Source organism: Promicromonospora sp. NPDC090134, from assembly GCF_044746965.1.
Lineage (GTDB): Bacteria > Actinomycetota > Actinomycetes > Actinomycetales > Cellulomonadaceae > Promicromonospora.
The window spans coordinates 1331408-1350555 of the sequence record NZ_JBIVCZ010000001.1; the positions used below are offsets into that span (position 1 = coordinate 1331408).

Sequence of the window (19148 nt, forward strand, 5' to 3'; positions counted from 1 at the left end):
TGAGCTCGTCGTGCCGTGACCGCCGCCGGTCCCGCGCGCACCGTGCGGTGCGCGCGGGACCGGCTGGACGGGTCAGCGGGCGGTGGTCCGCGCGGCCTCGAGAATCACGTCCGTCACGGACTCCGGCTGGGAGACCGTCACGGCGTGCGAGGCGTCGACCTCGACGAGCGTGGCGTCCGCGCGCTCGGCCATGAAGCGAGAGAGCTCCGCGGGGACGGCGAGGTCCTTGGTCGCCGAGAGCACCCACGACGGGATCGACTTCCAGGCGGCGGCGCTGGCCGGCGCCTCGAAGGCGGCGAGCCCGAGCGGGCGCTGCGTGGCCGCCATGTGCTCGGCCGTGGTCGCGTCGACGTCGCCGGCGAACAGCTTGTGGAACTGTGCCGGGTCGATGTAGAGCTCCGTGGCCGTCCCGCCGTCGGGAGTGGTGTACGGGAACGGCTGCGCCGCGCCGCCGAGCCTGGCCCCGGGGAACTTCTCGACGAGGTCGACCAGGCTCTCGCCGGGCTCCGCGAGGAAGCTCGCGACGTAGACCAGGGCGGTCACGTTCGGGTTGCCCTCGGCCGCGTGGCTCATCACGTGTCCGCCGTAGGAGTGGCCGGCGATGACGACGGGTCCGTCGATCGTCTTGAGCACGTCACGCAGGTACTGCGCGTCCTGCTCCAGCTCGCGGAGCGGGTTGGCGACCGCGATCACGCGGTGGCCGGCCTCGTGAAGTGCCGTGATCGAGCCGTTCCAGCTCGACGAGTCGGCATAGGCGCCGTGCACCAGGACGATGGTCTGCTTCGTGGCGGTGGTGTTCATGATGCCCTCTCTCTGGGATCGGTACTGCTTCTTCGAAGACCTGGTGTCTTCGTCCCCCCGCGTAACACATCGTGCATCCAATATATTGCATGCCGGATGGCCGGACAAGAGCTCGCCCTGGAGCAGCCGACGGCGTGGGTGCGTGATCCGGCTCTGTCAGAGGTGACCGTTAGGCTCTCCCGGTGCCCCTGATCGTCGCCACCGCCAATGTCAACGGGATCCGTGCCGCCGTCCGCCGCGGCATCGAGTCCTGGATCGCCACCCGCACCCCGGACGTGCTGCTGCTGCAGGAGGTGCGCGCGCCCGACAAGCTCGTCCGTGAGGTGCTCGACGGCTGGCACGTCGCGCACGCGGAGAGCGAGGTCAAGGGCCGCGCCGGGGTGGTGGTCGCGTCCCGGCTGCCGCTCGGCGACGTCCGCACGGGGCTCGCGACCCACGGGCCCGACGGCGCCGCGGAGACCGGCGCCGACACCGGCCGCTGGGTTGAGGCCGACGTGCGCCTGCCCGACGGCGGCACGCTCACCGCCGTCTCCGCCTACCTGCACTCCGGGTCCACCACCCCGGGCCAGGAGCACACGATGGTGGCCAAGTACGCCTACCTGGAGAAGGTCACGGCGCGCCTCGCCGAACTCTCCGCGGCGCAGGTCCCGGCGGTCGTGGCGGGCGACCTCAACATCGCCCACCAGAACGTGGACATCAAGAACTGGAAGGGCAACCAGAAGAGCGCCGGCTTCCTCCCCGAGGAGCGCGCGTACGTGACCCGCTGGATCGACGAGCACCGGTGGACGGACCTGGGCCGCTCCCACGCGGGCGACGGCCCCGGCCCGTACACGTGGTGGTCGTGGCGCGGCGCGGCGTTCGACAACGACTCCGGCTGGCGCATCGACTACCAGCTCGCCAACCCAGCGCTTGCGGGCGCCTGCCGCAAGGTCGAGGTCGACCGCGCGCCCACCTACGCCGAGCGCTGGAGCGACCACGCCCCGGTCGTGGCGACCTACGAGCTTTAATACCGGATCGCGTCGATCACCTTGACCCGCACCGCGTAGATCGCCGGGATCAGGCCCGCCAGGGCGCCGATCCCGACGGCGCACGCCATGCCGACCAGGGCGGCGTCGAACGGGAAGCCCGGGAGGTCGTCGAGCGGCCGGCCGAAGATGCGGTCGATCGGGATGTTCTTGATCACGGCCACCGCGATCACCACGCCGACCACACCCGCCACGGTGGTGGCGACCACCGACTCCATGAGCACGCCGAAGAACACGCGCCCGCTGGTGGCCCCGAAGGACCGCCGGATGCCGATCTCCCGGATCCGGTACCGCACGGTGACCAGAGCGATGTTGAGCAGCCCGAGGCCGCCCAGCAGCAGCGCGAACCCGCCGACCCCGAGCACCAGGTACTGCAGCACGCGGTCGATCACCAGCGCGTCGGCCATCGGCTGCTGCACGTCGAACGGGACGCCCGCCGCCGCCAGGTCGCGGGGCAGCACCTCGGCGAACCGGTCGGCGAGCTCCGGCGGCACCCAGAACCGGTAGCTGTCGGCCATCACCCGGTCGGGGAACCAGCGCACCGCCTGGTCGAACAGCATGATGGCGCGCGGCCCCTCGTCGTTCCACTGCACGGGCACCACGCCGACCACGGTGGCGGCCACGGGCGACTCGCCCTCGATGACCACCTTCGGGTGCGTGGTCACGGGGGCGCCGTCGGCGTAGGCGTCCAGGAAGGCCTGGTTCACCACGAGAACGGGGGCCAGCCGGTCGGCGTCGGACTCGGTGAACCAGCGGCCCGCCTCGAGGTCCTGGCGGGTGATGATCCCGCTGTCGACGTCGACAGCCGACCACTCGACGTAGGTGCCGCTCTCCCCGCCGCGCACCGCGAGGTCGGCGGTCGCGCGCACGGAGTGGTACGAGATCTTGTGCCGCTCGGCGACGGCGTCGACGACCGCGTCCACCTCGGTCGGCGTCATCCCGGCCTCGGACGGTCCCATCGACCAGGCCTCCAGCGTGGTGTCGCGGCCCGACATGCGCTCGTTCTGCTCCTGCATGGCCTGGCCGAACATCGTCACGGCGGCCGTGATGCCGGTGATCGCGGTGACGGCGCAGGCGACGCCGATCAGCGCGAGCAGCACGCGGACCCGGTGGATCCGCAGCTCGTCCCACGCCTCGACGATCGCGCCCACGACGCCGGTCATGCGGGAAGCCCGGCGGACTCGGGCAAGGTCTCGGGCGCCGTCTCGGCCACGGCCGCGGGCGCGTCGAGGTGGATGGGCACCAGCACACCGTCGGCCAGCCGGAACTGGCGGTCCGCGCGCGCCGCGATCGCCAGGTCGTGCGTGATGGTCACCAGCGCGGACCCGGTCTCGCTCGCGGCATCGTCCAGGAGGGTCATGATCGCCTGCCCGGTCTCGACGTCGAGCGCCCCCGTGGGCTCGTCGGCGAGGATGACGCGCGGCCCGCGCACGAGCGCGCGGGCGATGGCGACGCGCTGCTGCTCGCCGCCGGACAGCTTCTCGGGCCGCGTGTCGAGGCGCTCGCCCAGCCCGACGCGTTCGAGGGACTGCGCGGCGAGCCGGGTGCGGTTCCAGAACTGCTTGCCGCGCGCGTACAGCAGGGGCGCGGCGACGTTCTCGAGTGCCGTCCGGCCCTGCAGCAGGTTGAACTGCTGGAACACGAAGCCGAAGTCGTCGCCCCGGCGCCGGGCCAGGGCCCGGCTGCGCAGGCGGCCGACGGGCTCGCCCTCCAGGAGGTACTCGCCGGAGGTGGGCGAGTCGAGCAGGCCCAGGATGTTCAGCAGGGTGGACTTGCCGGTGCCGGAGCGGCCGACGATCGCCACGTGCTCACCGGGGCCGACCGTCAGGTCCACCCCGCGGAGGATCTCCAGCGTGCTCCCGTCCGGGAGCTCCACGTGCCGGGTGACGCCCTGCAGGTCGACGAGCGGGGTGCCGGTCATCCGAAGCACTCCTCCTCGAACGCCTGCACGGTGTCCATGTCGCCGTCCATCGCCGCCTGGTCGTAGGCGGTCATGTCCTCGCAGTCGACGCCGCCCTCCGTGCCGTCCTCGACGGGCGTGAACTCCAGGATCTGCTCGCCGGCCTTCAGGCCCTTGGTGACCTCGACCTGCAGCCCGTCGGTCAGGCCCAGGGTCACGTCGCGGGGCTCAGGCTCGGCGCCCTCCTCCTTGACGGTCCACACCCGGCCGGTCTGGGAGGTGCCGAGCACCGCGCTGATCGGCACCACGACGACGTCCTTCGCGTCGCCGTTCGTGATCTCGATCTCGGCGCCCAGGCCCGAGAACGCCTTGACCTTCGGCGGGATGGAGCAGTGGACGGCGCCGGTGGCCGCCTCGGGCGCGCCCGAGCCGGCCTCCATGCTTCCCTCGGCGCCGCCCATGGCGCCCGCGGGTGCCTCGCCGATCGTCAGCCTGGTGCACGTGAACGGCGCCGGCCCGCCCTTGAGCGTCACCTGCGCGGAGCCCTTGGCACCGACCAGCCGGTACTGCTGGTCGGCGGTCAGCGTGCCGGAGACCGAGAGGGTGCCGGGCGAGATCGTGCCGATGACCTCGCCCACAGCGACCGCCTGGTCCTTGAGCGCCGTGATGTCCACGGTGCCGGAGACCGGCGCGAGGGCCGAGGTCCAGGTGACCTTGGGCTCCTGCTCGGTGACGGTCTCCTCGCCGGTCTTCTCGTCGACCTCGACCACGGGTTCGACGGGCTCCTCGCTCTTGATCCACAGGACGCGGGTGTCCTTGCCGACCTTGGCGTCGTCCACCTCGATCTCGGCGATGACGCCGTCGGCGGTGGCCTTGATCTCCACCGGCGGGTCGGAGACCACGGACGCCGGCACCGTGACGGCGTTGGTGACGGAGCCCTTCTCGACGGGGATCACGGCCTCGGTGATCTCGCCCGTGGGCTGCAGCGCGTCCGGCGGGTCGAGCTCGGCGCCCTTGAGCGCCAGGACCACGAGCGCGGCGGCGATCACGGCCCAGATGATGATCCGGGCGGTGGGGAAGACGTACTGGCGGACAGCACCCATGGGGGCTCCTCGCGGCGGGGACGGTGAGAGCGTCTGCGGAGTGGCAGTCCGGTGGACATTAGTCCAGGTTCCGGCCCAAAGGGGATGAAAGTACGGGGTGAAGCCAAGCCTTTGCACACGAGGGCCCCGCACCTGACGGTGCGGGGCCCTCGTGGTGCGGACGTGCTCAGCCCGCCGGGGCCGACGGCGGCGCCAGCAGGAACACGGGGGCCGTCAGGTCGGCGTCGGCGAACGCGTCCGCGACCGCCTGGGCGACCGTGTCGACGTCGGACAGGCGGACCAGCGCGATGGCGCTGCCGCCGAACCCGCCGCCCGTCATGCGCGCGCCGAGCGCGCCGGCCGCCATGGCGGAGTCGACGACGAGGTCGAGCTCGCGGCAGGAGACCTCGTAGTCGTCCCGCAGGGAGACGTGCGAGGCGACCATGAACGGGCCGACGTCGGCCGCGCGGCCCTCACGCACCAGGTCGGCGAACCGCGCGGTGCGGTCGATCTCGGACACGACGTGGCGCACGCGGCGGCGCAGCACGCCGTCGGGGTCGTGGGGCTCGAGCTCGGCCAGCGCACGGTCGATGCCCATGCCGCCGAGCGTCGGCGCGATCTCGCGCAGCGACGCCAGGCCCAGCAGCTCCGCGGCCTGCTCGCACGAGGCGCGGCGGGCGCCGTACTCGCCGGAGACGTGCGAGTGCTCGGCCTTGGTGTCGACGACCAGGAGCGTGAGCCCGGCGGTGTCGAGGTCGAACGGCACGGGCACGCCCGACTCCAGCGGCTTCAGGCCTGGCCGGAAGTCGAGCAGCAGGGCGTAGCCCTCGCGGCAGCGCAGCGACGCCGACTGGTCGAGCCCGCCCGTGGGGGCGCCGGCGATCTCGTTCTCCGCGCGGCGGGTGGCGTCGACCAGCTCGGCACGCCCGGCGTCGGACGCCGTGAGGCCGAGGCCCGCCACGGCGTCGAGGGCCACCGCGACGGCCGCCTCCAGGGCCGCCGAGGAGCTCAGGCCGGCGCCGAACGGCACGCACGAGTCGACGGCGGCGTCGAAGCCGCCGACCTTGTGGCCGGCCTCGGCCAGGGCCCAGGCGACACCGGCGACGTAGGCGCCCCAGCCCTGCACCGCGCCGGGCGCGACGTCGGACAGGCGGGCCTCCCACACGCCCTCTGCCTGCGCCGACACCAGCCGGACCAGGTCGTCCTCGCGCGGCCGCAGCGCGATGTAGGTGCGGTGCGGCAGCGCCGTCGGCAGGCAGAGCCCGGCGTTGTAGTCGGTGTGCTCGCCGATGAGGTTGACCCGCCCGGGGGCGGACCAGACGCCCTCGGGGGAGCCGTCGAACGAACGGGTGAAGAGCTCGTCGACCCGGTGCGCGCCGTCCTCGGCGGTCCAGGCCTCGAGCCAGTTGATGGTGGTCACGTACCTGATTATTGCCCGTTGAGCGCGCCGGGCCGACCGCCGGTCAGGCAGCGAGACCGGCGCGCTCGCTATCGGGACGCCGTGTCAGGCGCCCTGGCGCAGCACGCGGACCGCCCCCGCGGGCACGTCCGCGTCGCCCGCGACCTCCTGCCCGGTGAGCAGGTCGGTGGCGGGCGACTCCAGGGGCAGCTTCACGTCGCCGTCGGTGTGGTTGACCGCCACGGTGTAGGTGGCGGCGTCGCCGTACCGGCGCACCACCTCCAGCCCGTCCACGGTGCCCGACTGCGCCAGGCCCGCGCCCGCGTAGACGTCGGTCATGACCGTGGCCAGCGTGTCGGCGTCGAGGGCGGTGGAGACGTACCAGCCCGTGCCCGCGCCGTGCCGGTGCCGCGTGATCGCCGCCCCGCCGGGCTTGGGGCCGTCGACGTAGGTGCCGACCGGCTCGGCGCCGTCCAGGACCAGGTCGTCGGCCCAGACCGTGCCGGTCAGCCGCGTGGTGTCGGTGCTCGCGGCGCCTGCCCCCGCGGCTCCGGCCCGGTAGGCGACGGTGAGCGAGTCGTCCGCGCGCAGCGGCAGGAACTCCTCCACCCACACGCCGAGCGCGTCGCGCAGCGGGGCCAGGAAGCCGCCGGGGTGCACGGCGTCGTGCTCGTCGACGATGCCGCTGAAGTAGCTCACCAGCAGGGATCCGCCGCCGGCCACGTAGGCGGTGAGGTTCGCGGCGTCCTCGGCCCTGAGCAGGTACGACGCCGGGGCGACGACCAGCTTGTACCCCGACAGGTCCTGCCCCGGGCGGACCAGGTCGACCGTGTGGCCGTCCCGCCAGAGCCGGTCGTAGTAGGCGTCCACGCGCTCGCGGTGGCGCGCGCCCTCGCTGGGCCGGAACTCCAGGTCCTGCGCCCAGAACGACTCGTAGTCCCAGACCAGGGCGACGTCGGCCCGCACCGTCGAGCCGCGCAGCTCGGTCAGCTTGCCGAGGTTCGCCCCGAGCTCGGTCACCTCGCGCCACACCCGCGAGCCCGTGCCGGCGTGCGGCAGCATCGCGGAGTGGAACTTCTCCGCGCCGGAGCGGGAGGCGCGCCACTGGAAGAACATGATCGCGTCCGCGCCGCGGCCCAGGTGCGCGAACGAGTTGCGGGCCAGCTCCCCGGGCCGCTTGGCCACGTTGCGCGGCTGCCAGTTCACGGCCGACGTCGAGTGCTCCAGCAGGAGCCACGGCTTGCCGCCCGCGACCGACCGCGTGAGGTCGGCGGCCAGCGACAGCCCCACGTACCCGCGCGGGTTCGCGGCCTGGAGGTAGTGGTCGTTCGAGACGACGTCGACCTCCTTGCCCCACGCGAACAGGTCCGTGGACGGGCAGCTCGCGGCCATGAAGTTGGTGGTCACCGGGGCGGACGAGTGCTCGCGGACGGCGTCGCGCTCCGCGATGAAGCAGGCGCGCAGGGCGGCGTCCGAGAACCGCGCGAAGTCGAGCTGCTGCGCGGGGTTCACCGCCTCCGGGGCTGCTGCCGGGACCTGGACGTGCTCCCAGTCGGCGTAGTGCTGGCCCCAGAAGGCGGTGCCCCAGGCGGCGTTGAGCGCGTCGAGCGAGCCGTACCGCTCGCGCAGCCAGACACGGAACGCGCGCTGGGCGTGCACGGAGTAGTCCAGGGCGACGGGCGCGCCGTACTCGTTGTGCACGTGCCAGCCCGCCAGCGCCGGGTGCGTGCCGTACCGCTCGGCCAGGGCCGTGGTGATGCGCAGCGCGGCCTCCCGGTAGGCGGGGGCGGTGGGCGCCATGAGCCCGCGGCCGCCCGGGCCCATCGGCGTGCCGTCCCGGTCGACCACCCGGGCGTCCGGGTGGGCCGCGTACAGCCAGGCGGGCGGGGCAGCCGTCGGCGTGGCGAGCAGGATCCGCACACCGCCGTCGTGCAGCAGCCCGATGATGCGGTCCAGCCAGCCGAAGTCGAACTCGCCCGGGCGGGGCTCCAGCAGCGCCCAGCTGAAGATGCCGAGGCTGACCAGGTTCACCCCGGCCTCGTTCATGAGCCGCACGTCCTCGGCCCAGACCTCCTCGGGCCACTGCTCGGGGTTGTAGTCGCCGCCGTAGCTGATCTGGTCGACGCCGGTCAGCCAGCCGTCGAACCGCGGTCCGGGGGCGAAGCTGGAGGTCTCAGGCATGAGGGTCCTTTCAGGGGTGTATCAGGTGGAGCTCGGTCAACGGCCGGGCAGTACGTGGACCGTCGCCGTGACCGGACCGTACTCCGTCGTCCCGGTGACCGTGAACGTGCGCGGGACGGCGGTCGCGTCGTCGGGCACGGCCTGCCAGACGACGGGGGTGCGCGCCGTCCGGTGGTCGCCCGGTGACAGCACGTCGACGGTGCGGGGCAGCCGCACGTCGTCGTCCACCCGGGTGACCACGCGGACGTCGTCCTGCAGCACGTGCGTGACGTCGCTCTCGCGGAAGACGTCGAGCGACGCGTTGGCCTCGGGGAACCAGCCGGAGCCGGTCTCGACCCAGGTGAACATGGGCTGCCAGTTCGCGGGTTCCCACACCAGCACGCCCTGCACCCGGTTGCCGGGCACGTCGTTGGCGACCTGGAAGACGCGCTGGATCGCGTCGGCCTGGCCCTGGACGGTCACGGGGAACGGCGAGTTGGGCAGCGGCGTCGGGTCGCCGGGCGGCCAGCTCTCGGCGGGGTAGGCGGTCTCGGCGACGTCCAGCGCGTAGTCCGGGAACGCGGCCGCGATGGTGTGCAGGTTGTGCTCCAGCTCCTCGGGGCTGCCGTGCCACTCGGGGTAGTAGGACAGGGCGAGCACGTCCGGGGCGGCGTCGGCGGCCTCCAGCCGGGTGAGCAGCTGGGTCCAGAACTCCATGGTCTTGTCGAGGCGGCCGGTGTCCACGATCGCGTGGATCTCGACCTCGGACTCCGGGGACGCCTCGCGCACCGCGTCGATGCCCGACGCTATGAGGGTGGCGAACCGGTCCCACTGCTCCGTGTACTGCCGCTGCTCGGCGGGGTCGTCGCTGCGCCAGTAGTCCCAGAGCAGGCCGCCGCCGGGCTGCGACTGGTAGACGTCGGCCTCGTCCGTGAAGTACTGGGGCGCGGTGGTGCCGATGATGGCCGCCTCGCTGCCGTACAGGAACCCGTTGATCACCTCGTTGCCCACCGCGACCTTCGCCGGGGTGGTGCCCTGCTCCCGTAGGCGGGTCAGGTAGTCCGCGGTGAAGTCGTGGACCTGCGCGGTCAGCTCGTCGAACGGCAGCTCGGCCCAGGCGCGCGGCTTGGGCTGCTTGCTCGGGTCGGCCCAGCTGTCGGCGTAGTGGAAGTCGATGCCGAGGCTCATGTCGCGCGCCGTGATCTCGCGTGCGACCGTGAGCGAGCGTTCGGGCCCCTGGTACGCCGGGTCGGTCTCGACGCCGGTGGTCTCGTCGCGCGGGTCGTTCCAGATGCGCAGGCGCAGGTGCTCCATGCCGCGGTCCTTGACCACGTCGAGCAGGTGCGGGCCGGGGTCCGGCTCGCCGGCCAGGGCCGCCTCCGCGTCGAGGTAGTACGGCTGGTCGCGCTCCTGGTCGGCGTAGGACAGGTCGGCGCCGAGCCTCAGGTCGTCACGCAGGTAGTTGTAGGCGTGGACCTCGGCGACTCCTTGCCAGCCCTTGGCGGCCAGGTCGGTGAACCGGACCCGCACGTAGCGGGTGCCGTCCCGGTCGACCAGGGCGGTGGTGCCGGTCGCTCCGCTGCGGCCGTCGCGGTGGTCGGCGACGGTGGTCCAGTGCTTCTTGTCGCGCGAGACCTCGACGACGTAGCGGGCGGGCGCGGCGTCCGCGAGGACCACCTCGATCTTGTGCAGGCCGTCGTAGGCGCCGCCCAGGTCGAGGGTGAGGGCCTGGTCCTTACCCTTCCGCGCGCTGCCGGACGGCGTCCACGCCGTGCTCTCGTCGCCGTCCGTCGCCCGGCCGGAGTCAGCATCGTTGCTGGTGGCGTGGGCTGTGACCCAGTCCTTGCCGGCCAGGTCGGTCTCGACGGGCTCGACCACGGCCTCGCCGTAGCCGGCGGCGGCCGGCCCCACGGCGAGCCCGGCCGTGGTCAGGGCGACGGCCAGGGCGGCGCTGCCCGCGAGGACCCGCGCCCGGTGTGTGCTGTGCGTCATGAGGACTTCCTTGTCCAGGTCGGGAACGGCCCGGAGGGCCGTTCGTCCGGAGTACCCAGCACAACGGTAGGTCCTCGGCGCGCGTGTGGGAATACGCTTCCCACCGTCACCCCCGTACGGCGGCCAGCACCTCCTGCTCCTCGTCCCGCGTGAGGCCCGTGACCTTTGCGTCCGGCGTGGCGCGGAGCCACGCGACGGTGTCGCGGGCCGTCTCGGCGAAGGGCCGGATCCGCAGGCCCGCCGCCAGCGACGACGTGACGTCGTGGGTCATGAACCCGCCCTCCACCAGGTCGCCCGCCCAGAACGGGATCGACCGGGGCCCTGACCAGGGGTTCACCTCGTGCTCCGCGAGGGCCTGCGGTGCGACCGCTACCAGCGCCGGGTGCGCGCCGACGCCGTCGGCCACCCCGGCCAGCAGCTCCGACCGGGGGACCGGTGGGCAGACGGCGTCGAAGTCGCCCTTCGTGCCCTGCTCCGCCGCCGTCACGATCCACTCCGCGAGGTCGCGGACGTCCACGAGCTGCACCGGGTCGTCCACGGGCTCGGGCACCAGCACCGGCAGGCCGTCCTCGGCGGCCTGTGCGAACCGGGCCGGCCAGTACGTGAACCGGCCGCTCGGGTCGCCCGGCCCCACGATCAGGCCGGGCCGGATCACGAGGGCCGCCGCCGCGCCGGCGCGGACGATGTTCTCGCAGGCGACCTTCATGGCGCCGTACACCTCGGGGCCGGAGGCCGGGTCCTCGTCGGTCTCGATCGGGTCCAGGAGCGGAAGGGTGGCCGGGGTGCCGCCGACGGTGGCGGTCTCCGAGTAGACGTTGACCGTCGAGACGAACGTCCAGTGGGCGTCCGGGAAGGCCGCGACGGCGGCGCGCACGTGCGACGGGATGCGGGAGACGTCGACGACGGCGTCGAACTCTCCCTCCGTCAGCTCGGCTGGAACGGCGTCGGCGCGGTCCCAGCGCACCAGCGTGGCGCCGTCGGGCACGGTGCCGCTCACGCCGCGCGCCGCGCACACGACGTCGTGGCCGCGGGCCACCGCGGCCGCCGCTACCGCACGGGACAGGAAGACGGTTCCACCGAGCACCAGGATTCGCATGGGGCTACCGAACCGCATCGCGACAACAGGGGCCAGGTAGATCCGCCGGGATCTGCTCCTGGCGAATCTTCGCGGGGCGTACTCGGGAGCGCCGGGGGGCTGCTCGCGCGAGATCCCCTTCGAGGCCTAAGTTTCTTCGCTTTCAGCCGACCCAAAGCGAAGAAACCCCGGCCTGGAAGAGGAGGAGGGGCCGGTCGCGACAGTCACACGCCGTCCCAGCAGCCCGCGATAACCGCTCGTCTTAGCCGCCCCGCGTGCCCTAGGGTCCTGACCCGACAACAGAACACGGAACGAGCACGGGTGGGCCGGAGAGCGTCGGTTACCACTTCCCATGGAAAGGTTGCGGGTTCGAATCCCGCCGTCGTCCGTCAGGGCGGCGTAGCTCAAACGGTAGATCGTAACGCCGGCGGTCATCAACACGCCCACCTGTGCTTCGTAGAGCGGGCCGGAGCTCCTTCGGTTACCTGGTATATGGCAGTACGGGTTCGACTCCCGGCCCGGCAACGGGTACTGCTCGGCGGCGCGAGCCGCCGTTCCGGAGGGCACTCACACGCCCGCTCGTCCAAACACAGAGAGCGGTAGGGGGCTGGTGCCCGCTGCCGCTCTCTGATGCCCACCCCGACGGGCAACTCCTGAGATCACCGATCACCCGGATATTGTCTGGTCAGGCTACGGGCAAGGCCTCTAGGGTCCTGACTCGACAACAGAACCGCGGAAGCCCGGGTGGGCCGGAGGCGGTCGGTTATCGGCTCTCAAGGTGCGGGTTCGAGTCCCGCCGCCGCCCACGGGCGGCGTAGCTCAGTGGACAGAGCGTGAGACTTCTCGGCCGTCGCAACCACGCCCGCCCGTGCTTCCACGTTCGAGAGCGGTGGCGGGCACACCACCCGCCGCCGCTCTCTTCTGCCCGTCGCCAGCACGACCCACCCCCGAGAGGAGCTTCGCCATGGACATCCTGCGCACCCTGAGCCGCCGTCGGACCCCACAGAACCAGCCCGCCGACGCGCGCCAGCACGCGAACTCCGCGGGTGGTTACACCTTCGTCCTCGACGACGCCGCGCGGCTGCGGCGCTTCCTCACCCTCGGCGTCGACGGCGGCACGTACTACACCTCGGCCGGTGCCCTGGCCCGGGAGAACGCCGAGGTTGTGCGCCGGATGGCGGTCACGGACCCGGTGGTGCTGGTGGACACGATCGTCAAGGTGTCGACGAGCGGCGCCGCGCCCCGGCAGAACCCTGCCCTGTTCGCGCTCGCGTACGCGGCGTCGGTCCCGGAGTCGGCGGCTCTGGCGCTCGCGGCGCTGCCGCAGGTCGCGCGGACCGGCACGCACCTGTTCCTGTTCGCCGCCTACGTCGAGCAGTTCCGCGGCTGGGGCCGCGGACTGCGGCGCGCCGTCGGCGGCTGGTACACGGGCAAGGACGCCGACGCCGTCGCCTACCAGGCCGTCAAGTACCGGCAGCGCGAGGGCTGGTCGCACCGCGACCTGCTGCGGCTGGCGCACCCCGTTACCGCCGACCCCGCCCTGCGGGCGACGTTCGACTGGATCGTGCGTGGGTCGGCGGGCGAGCACACCCCGGCCCTGGTCGAGGCGTTCCTTCGGGCGCAGGAGGCGTCGGACGCGGCGACCTGGTCGGCGCTCGTCCGCGATGCCGGCCTGACCTGGGAGATGCTGCCCGACGCCGCGCTGGCGGAACCGGCGGTGTGGGACGCGCTGCTCGACGTCGGTGTGCCGACGACGGCGCTGATGCGCCAGCTCCCTCGGCTCACGCGGCTGGGCCTGCTGCCTGCTGTCGGCGGACGCACCCACGAGGTCGCGGGCCTGCTCGCCGACCCCGAGCGGCTGCGCCGTGCCCGCGTGCACCCGGTCAACGTGCTGGTGGCGCAGCGGACCTACGCCTCGGGCGTCTCGGCACGAGGTGCGGGGCGGTGGGAGCCCACGCAGCGTGTCGTCGACGCGCTCGACGCCGGTTTCTACGCGGCGTTCGGCGCGATCGAGCCGTCCGGCAAGCGGCTGCTGCTCGCCGTGGACGTGTCGGGTTCGATGAGCGCGCCGATCGCGGGCATGCCGCTCACTGCGCGAGAGGCGTCGGCGGCCCTGGCGCTGGTTCAGCTCGCGACCGAGCCGGGCTCGTCGGCGGTGGGGTTCACGAGGGGGACGGGGCGCGGCTGGCGCGAGGCGCACCTCGAACCGCTGCGCATCTCGCCGCGCCGTCGCCTCGACGACGCGCTGCGCGTGGTCGACGAGATGCCGATGGGCGGCACGGACTGCGCCCAGCCGATGCTGTACGCGCTGGCCAACGGCCTGGAGGTCGACACGTTCGTGGTCTACACCGACAACGAGACGTGGCACGGCGACGTGCACCCGCACCAGGCGCTGCGACTGTACCGGGAGCGCACGGGCATACCGGCGCGGCTCGTGGTGGTCGGCATGACCGCGACCGAGTTCTCGATCGCGGACCCGTCCGATCCGGGGATGCTCGACGTCGCCGGGTTCGACGCCGCCGTGCCGTCCCTGATCTCGCAGTTCGCGGGCGGGCTCTGACGGCGGGTCCCGGCTGGTCGGGCTCAGGCCCGGCTGGTGGTTTTCGAGGCCCGAGTTTCTCCGCATTGAGGCGGCTCAAAGCGGAGAAACTCGGGCCTCGATGGGGAACCGGTCGGGGCGAGCGGTCCGTTCGGTGCCGGGCCAGTCGATCCGGCCCCGCCGAGGTGCTGGTCCGGAAAGCTCGCCTACCGAACGCGCCGCCACGTCACGCCGGGTTGATCCCCAGCTGCATCCCGGCGAGCCCCCGCTTGCGGGTGGCCAGCGCGGAGGCGACCTCGCGCAGCACCTTCGCGCCGGGCGAGTCGGGCGCCGTCAGGACCACGGGGGTGCCGCTGTCCCCGCCCTCACGGACGGCGACGTCGAGCGGCACCTGGCCGAGCAGCGGCACCTCCTTGCCGATCACCTGGGTGAGCCGCGCCGAGACCTGCTCGCCGCCGCCCTCGCCGAAGATCGGCAGGCGGGTCCCGTCCGGCTGCTCCAGCCACGACATGTTCTCGACCACGCCCACCACGCCCTGCGACGTCTGCGTCGCCACCGACCCGGCCCGCTCGGCCACCTCCGCGGCCGCGGCCTGCGGCGTGGTGACCACGAGGATCTCGGACGACGGCAGCAGCTGCGCCACGGAGATGGCGATGTCGCCCGTGCCGGGCGGCAGGTCCAGGAGCAGCACGTCGAGGTCGCCCCAGAACACGTCCGCGAGGAACTGCTCGAGCGCGCGGTGCAGCATCGGCCCCCGCCAGACCACGGGCTGGCCCTGCGGCACGAACATGCCGATCGAGACCACCTTGACCCCGTGGGCGATGGGCGGCAGCAGCATGTTGTCCACCCGGGTCGGCTGGCGGTCCACACCCAGCATCCGGGGGATCGAGAAGCCGTAGATGTCGGCGTCGATCACGCCGACCGACAGCCCGTCGGCGGCCAGGGCCACCGCGAGGTTCGCCGTGACCGACGACTTGCCGACACCGCCCTTGCCGGACGCGACCGCGAACACCTTGGTCATCGAGCCCGGCTGCGAGAACGGGATGACGGGGTCGCCCACGCCGCCGCGCAGCATCGAGCGCAGCGAGGACCGCTGCTCGGGCGTCATCACGCCCAGCTCGACGTCGACACCGGACACGCCCTCGACCGCCGTCGCTGCCGCCGTCACGTCCTTGACCAGCGTCGACTTCATCGGACAGCCCGCGACGGTGAGGTCGACGCCGACGGCGACGTGCCCGCCCTCGGAGACGTCGACCGACCGGACCATGCCCAGGTCGGTGATGGGGCGCCGGATCTCGGGGTCGAGCACACCGGTCAGCGCGTCGCGGACGCGGGTCTCGAGCGTGGGGGAGTCGACTGCGGTCATGGATCGATCCTATGGCCGGGGTCCAGCAGCCAGTTTCAAGGTCGTTTCCCGTCCTTGCAGTGAACGTCAGTTGGGAACGGTACGCTGCCTCACCACCAAGGGTGAGGAGGCCCCATGACCGAGCCACGCGTGCCAGCGCGAGTTCGGCGTGTCGCCTCCGAGGACCAGGCACGCGAGCTCGCCGCCGAGCTGCAGCGCCAGGGCCGCCGCTGGCCCGTGGTGGTCATCTCGACCCCGGCCGGCCATTCCGTGCCCTTCGTGGACCCGCAGCGGGTGCTCGACGACGTCGCCGGGCTTGCCGAGGTCGTCGTCATCCCCACGGGCGACGTGTCGTGGGAGTTCTCGTCGGGCATGCCGCCCGACACGCAGGTCTACGGCGGTGCGTCCCGCGTCTACGGCACCGAGCTGGAGTGGGTGCACCAGCCCCGCCGCTCGCCGCTGCACTTCGCGTACTCGACGGACGAGGACGCGCACGTGCGCGAACGCCTGGTCGGTGACGTCATGCGGTTCGCGGTGCGCGCCGGGATCGTCGGCGCGGCGCGGTCCGCCCCGGACGCGACGACCACCGAGGGCCGGGTGCTGGGTGTGCTCGGCACGCGAGCGCTGGTCAGCACCGACGACGGCGGCCAGGTCACCGTCGCGGAGGAGCTCGTCCTGGCCGACGTGCCGCTCGCCCGCGTGCTCGCGCCCGGGATGCGCGTCACGGGTGTGCTCGACCCGGTCCGCCGGCTCCTCGACGTGCGCGGCATGCTGCCCGGCGCCGACGCGTTGCGCCGGGCGGTGCACCTCGCCTACCGCGTGGGTCAGGTGGTGCTGGCCCGGGTGGAGAGCGTCGAGGACGACGCCGTGCGCGTCGCGTTGGCGCCCGGCGTCCACGTGCGCGTGCGCCGTGCCGACATCACCGGCAACGACCTGGACCTGCTGAGCGACCTCTTCACGGTGGGCGAGGTGATCCTGGCCCGCCGGGTGCCGGCGCCGCTGGACGGCCTGGCGCTGCGGCTGGACGACGTCGACGAGTCCGAGGACCGGCCCGTCCCCGCGATCGCCCTGCTCGACGGCGGGCCGCCGTGGCTCGAACCCCCGGAGCCGGAGCCCGAGCTGCCCCGGTTCGACGGCCCGCTGGTGGTGGGTTCGCTGGCCGAGCCCCACGAGCCCGTCGACCTCGGCGGGACCAGCCCCGCGCCGTCGTCGGGCCCGCCCACCCCCGCAGACCTGTTCGGCCTGCGCCCCGCCGACGTCGGCCCGGTGCCGACGCCGGCCGACGGCCAGCGGAAGCCGACCCCGGCCGGCAAGGCCGCCCGCGACCTCAGCCTGTCTCTCGACGCCGCGCGGTCCCGGGTGGGCGCGCTGGAGAAGGAGCTGCTGGACGACAAGGTCAGGCGGCGCCAGGTCGAGCTGGAGGTCGAGCGTCTGCTGGGGCGGGTCGGCGAGCTCACCGAACGGCTGGACCGCGGCGAACGCCGCGCGGAGCAGCAGGCCACCGCCCTGCGCAAGGCCCGGCAGGAGGCCGCGCGCCTCCGGCGCCGGCTGGGCGACGCCGGGGCCGAGGTACCCGAGGAGCGGTACTTCGCCGACGACGAGGAGCAGCTCCGGTTCGAGGTGCTGACCGAGTGGGCCCGCGCGATCCCCGCGGCGGAGAAGGCCGGGCGCCCCCTGGCCGACTACACGCTCGGCCCGCGGTTCCTCGCCTCCCTGACCGAGGTCGAGGGCGTGAGCCGCGACCGCGTGGTCTGGACGCTCGTCATGGTGCTGACCGGGCTCGCGCTCGACATGAACGGCCTGCAGGTGCACCGCCTCCGCACGGGCGCCGGCGGTGACGACCCGTTCCGGCACCGGGACGACGGCGCCGTGTGCTGGCGGGTGTCGCTGCAGGTCAACACGCCGTCGGCCCGCAGGCTGCACTACTGGAAGCTGCCGGGCGGCGCCTACGAGCTGTCGCGCGTGGTGCTCCACGACGACGTGGAGCCCTGAGCCCGGTCCTTCTCGTCCAGCTCCTCCAGCAGGTTACGGATCTCCGAGCGCACGAAGTCGCGGGTCGCTACCTCCGAGAGGGCGAGACGCAGCGCCGCCATCTCGCGGGCCAGGTACTCCGTGTCGGCGAGGTTGCGCTCGCCGCGCTGCCGGTCCTGCTCCGCGGTGACGCGGTCGCGGTCGTCCTGCCGGTTCTGCGCCAGCAGGATCAGCGGCGCCGCGTAGCTGGCCTGCAGCGACAGCATCAGGGTGAGCGCCGTGAACCCGTTGGCCGCGCTGTCGAACCGCAGGTCCTCCGGGGCCCAGATGTTCCACGCGAGCCAGAGCAGGCAGAACACCGTGAGGTAGATGAGGAACCGCGGCGTGCCCAGGAACCGGGCGATGGCCTCGGTGGCCTTGCCGACGGCGTCGTCGTCCATCCGGATGCGGGGGACCAGGCTGCGTCGCTGCGCGAGCGGGGTGTCAAGGCGGTCAGGCACGGGTGGTCCCCCGTCGTGCGAGGCGCGCCGTCGGCGCCGACTGCGCGGCGATCGCCTCCATGCGCTCGTCGTCGCTGCCGCGCCAGTCGTCCGGGAGGATGTGGTCCAGCACGTCGTCGACCGTGACCACGCCCAGCAGCCGGCGCTGGGCGTCCAGCACCGGGAGGGCGAGCAGATCGTACGCCGCGAGCAGGCGCGTCACCCGGCCCACCGACGCGTCGTGGGTCAGCCACTCCGTCTCCGTGTCCAGCACCGAGGCGACCGCCGCGTGCGGCGGCTCGCGCAGCAGCCGCTGGAAGTGCGCGACGCCGAGGAACCGCCCGGTCGGCGTCTCCAGCGGCGGCCGCACCACGAACACCAGCGAGGCGAGCGCGGGCGGCAGCTCGGAGCGCCGGATCTGGGCCAGCGCGGTCGCGATCGTGTCGTCCGCGCCCAGGATCACGGGCTCCGTGGTCATCAGACCGCCCGCCGTGTCCTCGGCGTACTCCAGCAGACGGCGGACGTCGGCCGCCTCGTCCGGCTCCATCAGGTTCAGGAGCTGGGCGGCCTGCTCGTCGGGCAGCTCGTTCAGCAGGTCGGCGGCGTCGTCCGGCTCCATGACCTCCAGGACGTCGGCCGCACGGTCGCGGTCCAGGCCCGACAGGATCGACACCTGCGCGTCCTCCGGGAGCTCCTCCAGCACGTCGGCCAGGCGCTCGTCGTCCAGCGCGACGGCGATCTCCAGCCGGCGCGCGGCCCCCAGGTCGCGGATCACGTCGGCGAGGTCGGCCGCACGCATGTCCTCGTACGCCTCCAGCAGCCGCGCGGCGCCCTGCTCGGCCGACCGGCTGGTGAGGTCCTGCACGGCGTCGACCGGCACGGTCAGGGTCGAGCCCCGCCGGAACGGGGCCGACCCGCGCGTCGCCCGCCGTCGGACGAAGAGCTGGTCCACCAGCCAGTCGCCCGTGCGCTGCTGCGCGATCGAGACGTCCTCGATCGTCACCTCGCCCGAGCCGTCCTTGAGCTGGACCCGGCGGTCCAGCAGCTCGCCCAGCACCACCGACTCCATGGCCCGCTGCTCGAACCGCCGCATGTTCACCAGGCCCGTGCTGATCACCTGGCCCGCGTCGATGCTCGTCACGCGCGTCAGCGGGAGGAAGACCCGCCGTCGGCCCGGGACCTCGACCACCAGGCCCACCGCGCGCGGCGCGCCCTTCGCCCGGACCAGCACGACGACATCACGGACCCGGCCCACCTGGTCGCCGATGGGATCGAAGACGGCGGTGCCGGCCAGACGTGCGACGAAAACCCTGGTGCTGGCGCTCACGCTGGTCAGCCTACGACCCGTGTCGGGGCGTCGCTCCTCGCCACTATCGTCCG

General features: G+C 73.2%; 14 protein-coding genes. 3 read left to right on the forward strand and 11 right to left on the reverse strand.

The features are described 5' to 3' along the window. Positions 1 to 72 precede the first annotated feature (72 nt). A complete protein-coding gene (locus ACIPN7_RS05845; RefSeq protein WP_400538914.1) occupies positions 73 to 801 on the reverse strand; it encodes an alpha/beta fold hydrolase in 729 nt (242 codons plus the stop codon). 182 nt (positions 802 to 983) lie between these two features. Here ACIPN7_RS05845 and ACIPN7_RS05850 point away from each other — a divergent pair, with 182 nt between their 5' ends. Then, positions 984 to 1808, forward strand: a complete 825-nt coding sequence (locus tag ACIPN7_RS05850) for an exodeoxyribonuclease III (protein WP_400538916.1) — start codon at positions 984 to 986, stop codon at positions 1806 to 1808. On the opposite strand, the gene ACIPN7_RS05855 is transcribed toward ACIPN7_RS05850, so the two are convergent. The 7 genes from ACIPN7_RS05855 to ACIPN7_RS05885 form a co-directional block, all read right to left on the reverse strand. Then, a complete protein-coding gene (locus tag ACIPN7_RS05855) occupies positions 1805 to 2989 on the reverse strand; it encodes an ABC transporter permease (protein WP_400538918.1) in 1185 nt (394 codons plus the stop codon). The genes ACIPN7_RS05850 and ACIPN7_RS05855 overlap by 4 nt on opposite strands. Continuing rightward, complete coding sequence (locus ACIPN7_RS05860) at positions 2986 to 3747, reverse strand: ABC transporter ATP-binding protein (RefSeq protein WP_400538920.1); 762 nt, start codon at positions 3745 to 3747, stop codon at positions 2986 to 2988. Before ACIPN7_RS05860 ends, ACIPN7_RS05855 begins: the two co-directional genes overlap by 4 nt. Beyond that, the gene (locus ACIPN7_RS05865) at positions 3744 to 4829 is read right to left on the reverse strand and encodes a secretion protein HlyD (protein ID WP_400538922.1); all 1086 of its coding nucleotides are present in this window, start codon (positions 4827 to 4829) and stop codon (positions 3744 to 3746) included. Before ACIPN7_RS05865 ends, ACIPN7_RS05860 begins: the two co-directional genes overlap by 4 nt. Before the next feature lie 166 nt (positions 4830 to 4995). Then, positions 4996 to 6228: a galactokinase gene (gene galK / locus ACIPN7_RS05870; protein WP_400538924.1), complete on the reverse strand. Its 1233-nt coding sequence runs from the start codon at positions 6226 to 6228 to the stop codon at positions 4996 to 4998. An 84-nt stretch (positions 6229 to 6312) separates the two neighbouring features. Continuing rightward, entirely contained in the window at positions 6313 to 8388 is a 2076-nt protein-coding gene (locus ACIPN7_RS05875) for a beta-galactosidase (RefSeq protein WP_400538926.1), read from the reverse strand. Positions 8389 to 8424: 36 nt separating this feature from the next. Then, a complete protein-coding gene (locus ACIPN7_RS05880; protein ID WP_400538928.1) occupies positions 8425 to 10359 on the reverse strand; it encodes a glycosyl hydrolase 53 family protein in 1935 nt (644 codons plus the stop codon). A 106-nt stretch (positions 10360 to 10465) separates the two neighbouring features. Beyond that, positions 10466 to 11455: an NAD-dependent epimerase/dehydratase family protein gene (locus tag ACIPN7_RS05885; RefSeq protein ID WP_400538930.1), complete on the reverse strand. Its 990-nt coding sequence runs from the start codon at positions 11453 to 11455 to the stop codon at positions 10466 to 10468. Positions 11456 to 12398: 943 nt separating this feature from the next. Here ACIPN7_RS05885 and ACIPN7_RS05890 point away from each other — a divergent pair. Then, positions 12399 to 13994 (forward strand): TROVE domain-containing protein, encoded by a 1596-nt coding sequence (locus tag ACIPN7_RS05890; RefSeq protein ID WP_400538932.1) that lies wholly within the window; start codon positions 12399 to 12401, stop codon positions 13992 to 13994. A 205-nt stretch (positions 13995 to 14199) separates the two neighbouring features. Here the strand turns inward: ACIPN7_RS05890 and ACIPN7_RS05895 are convergent, their stop codons facing one another. After that, positions 14200 to 15339: an Mrp/NBP35 family ATP-binding protein gene (locus ACIPN7_RS05895; protein WP_400538934.1), complete on the reverse strand. Its 1140-nt coding sequence runs from the start codon at positions 15337 to 15339 to the stop codon at positions 14200 to 14202. Between the two features lie 114 nt (positions 15340 to 15453). On the opposite strand from ACIPN7_RS05895, the gene ACIPN7_RS05900 reads away from it, so the two are divergent. Further along, positions 15454 to 17310, forward strand: a complete 1857-nt coding sequence (locus ACIPN7_RS05900) for a hypothetical protein (RefSeq protein ID WP_400538936.1) — start codon at positions 15454 to 15456, stop codon at positions 17308 to 17310. Here ACIPN7_RS05900 and ACIPN7_RS05905 read toward each other — a convergent pair. Together ACIPN7_RS05905 and ACIPN7_RS05910 are read right to left on the reverse strand one after the other, a co-directional pair. Next, entirely contained in the window at positions 17265 to 17789 is a 525-nt protein-coding gene (locus tag ACIPN7_RS05905) for a DUF1003 domain-containing protein (RefSeq protein ID WP_400538938.1), read from the reverse strand. The two genes, ACIPN7_RS05900 and ACIPN7_RS05905, sit on opposite strands and share 46 nt — an antisense overlap. Beyond that, the gene (locus tag ACIPN7_RS05910) at positions 17782 to 19095 is read right to left on the reverse strand and encodes a magnesium transporter MgtE N-terminal domain-containing protein (protein ID WP_400538940.1); all 1314 of its coding nucleotides are present in this window, start codon (positions 19093 to 19095) and stop codon (positions 17782 to 17784) included. Before ACIPN7_RS05910 ends, ACIPN7_RS05905 begins: the two co-directional genes overlap by 8 nt. Positions 19096 to 19148: the final 53 nt, after the last annotated feature.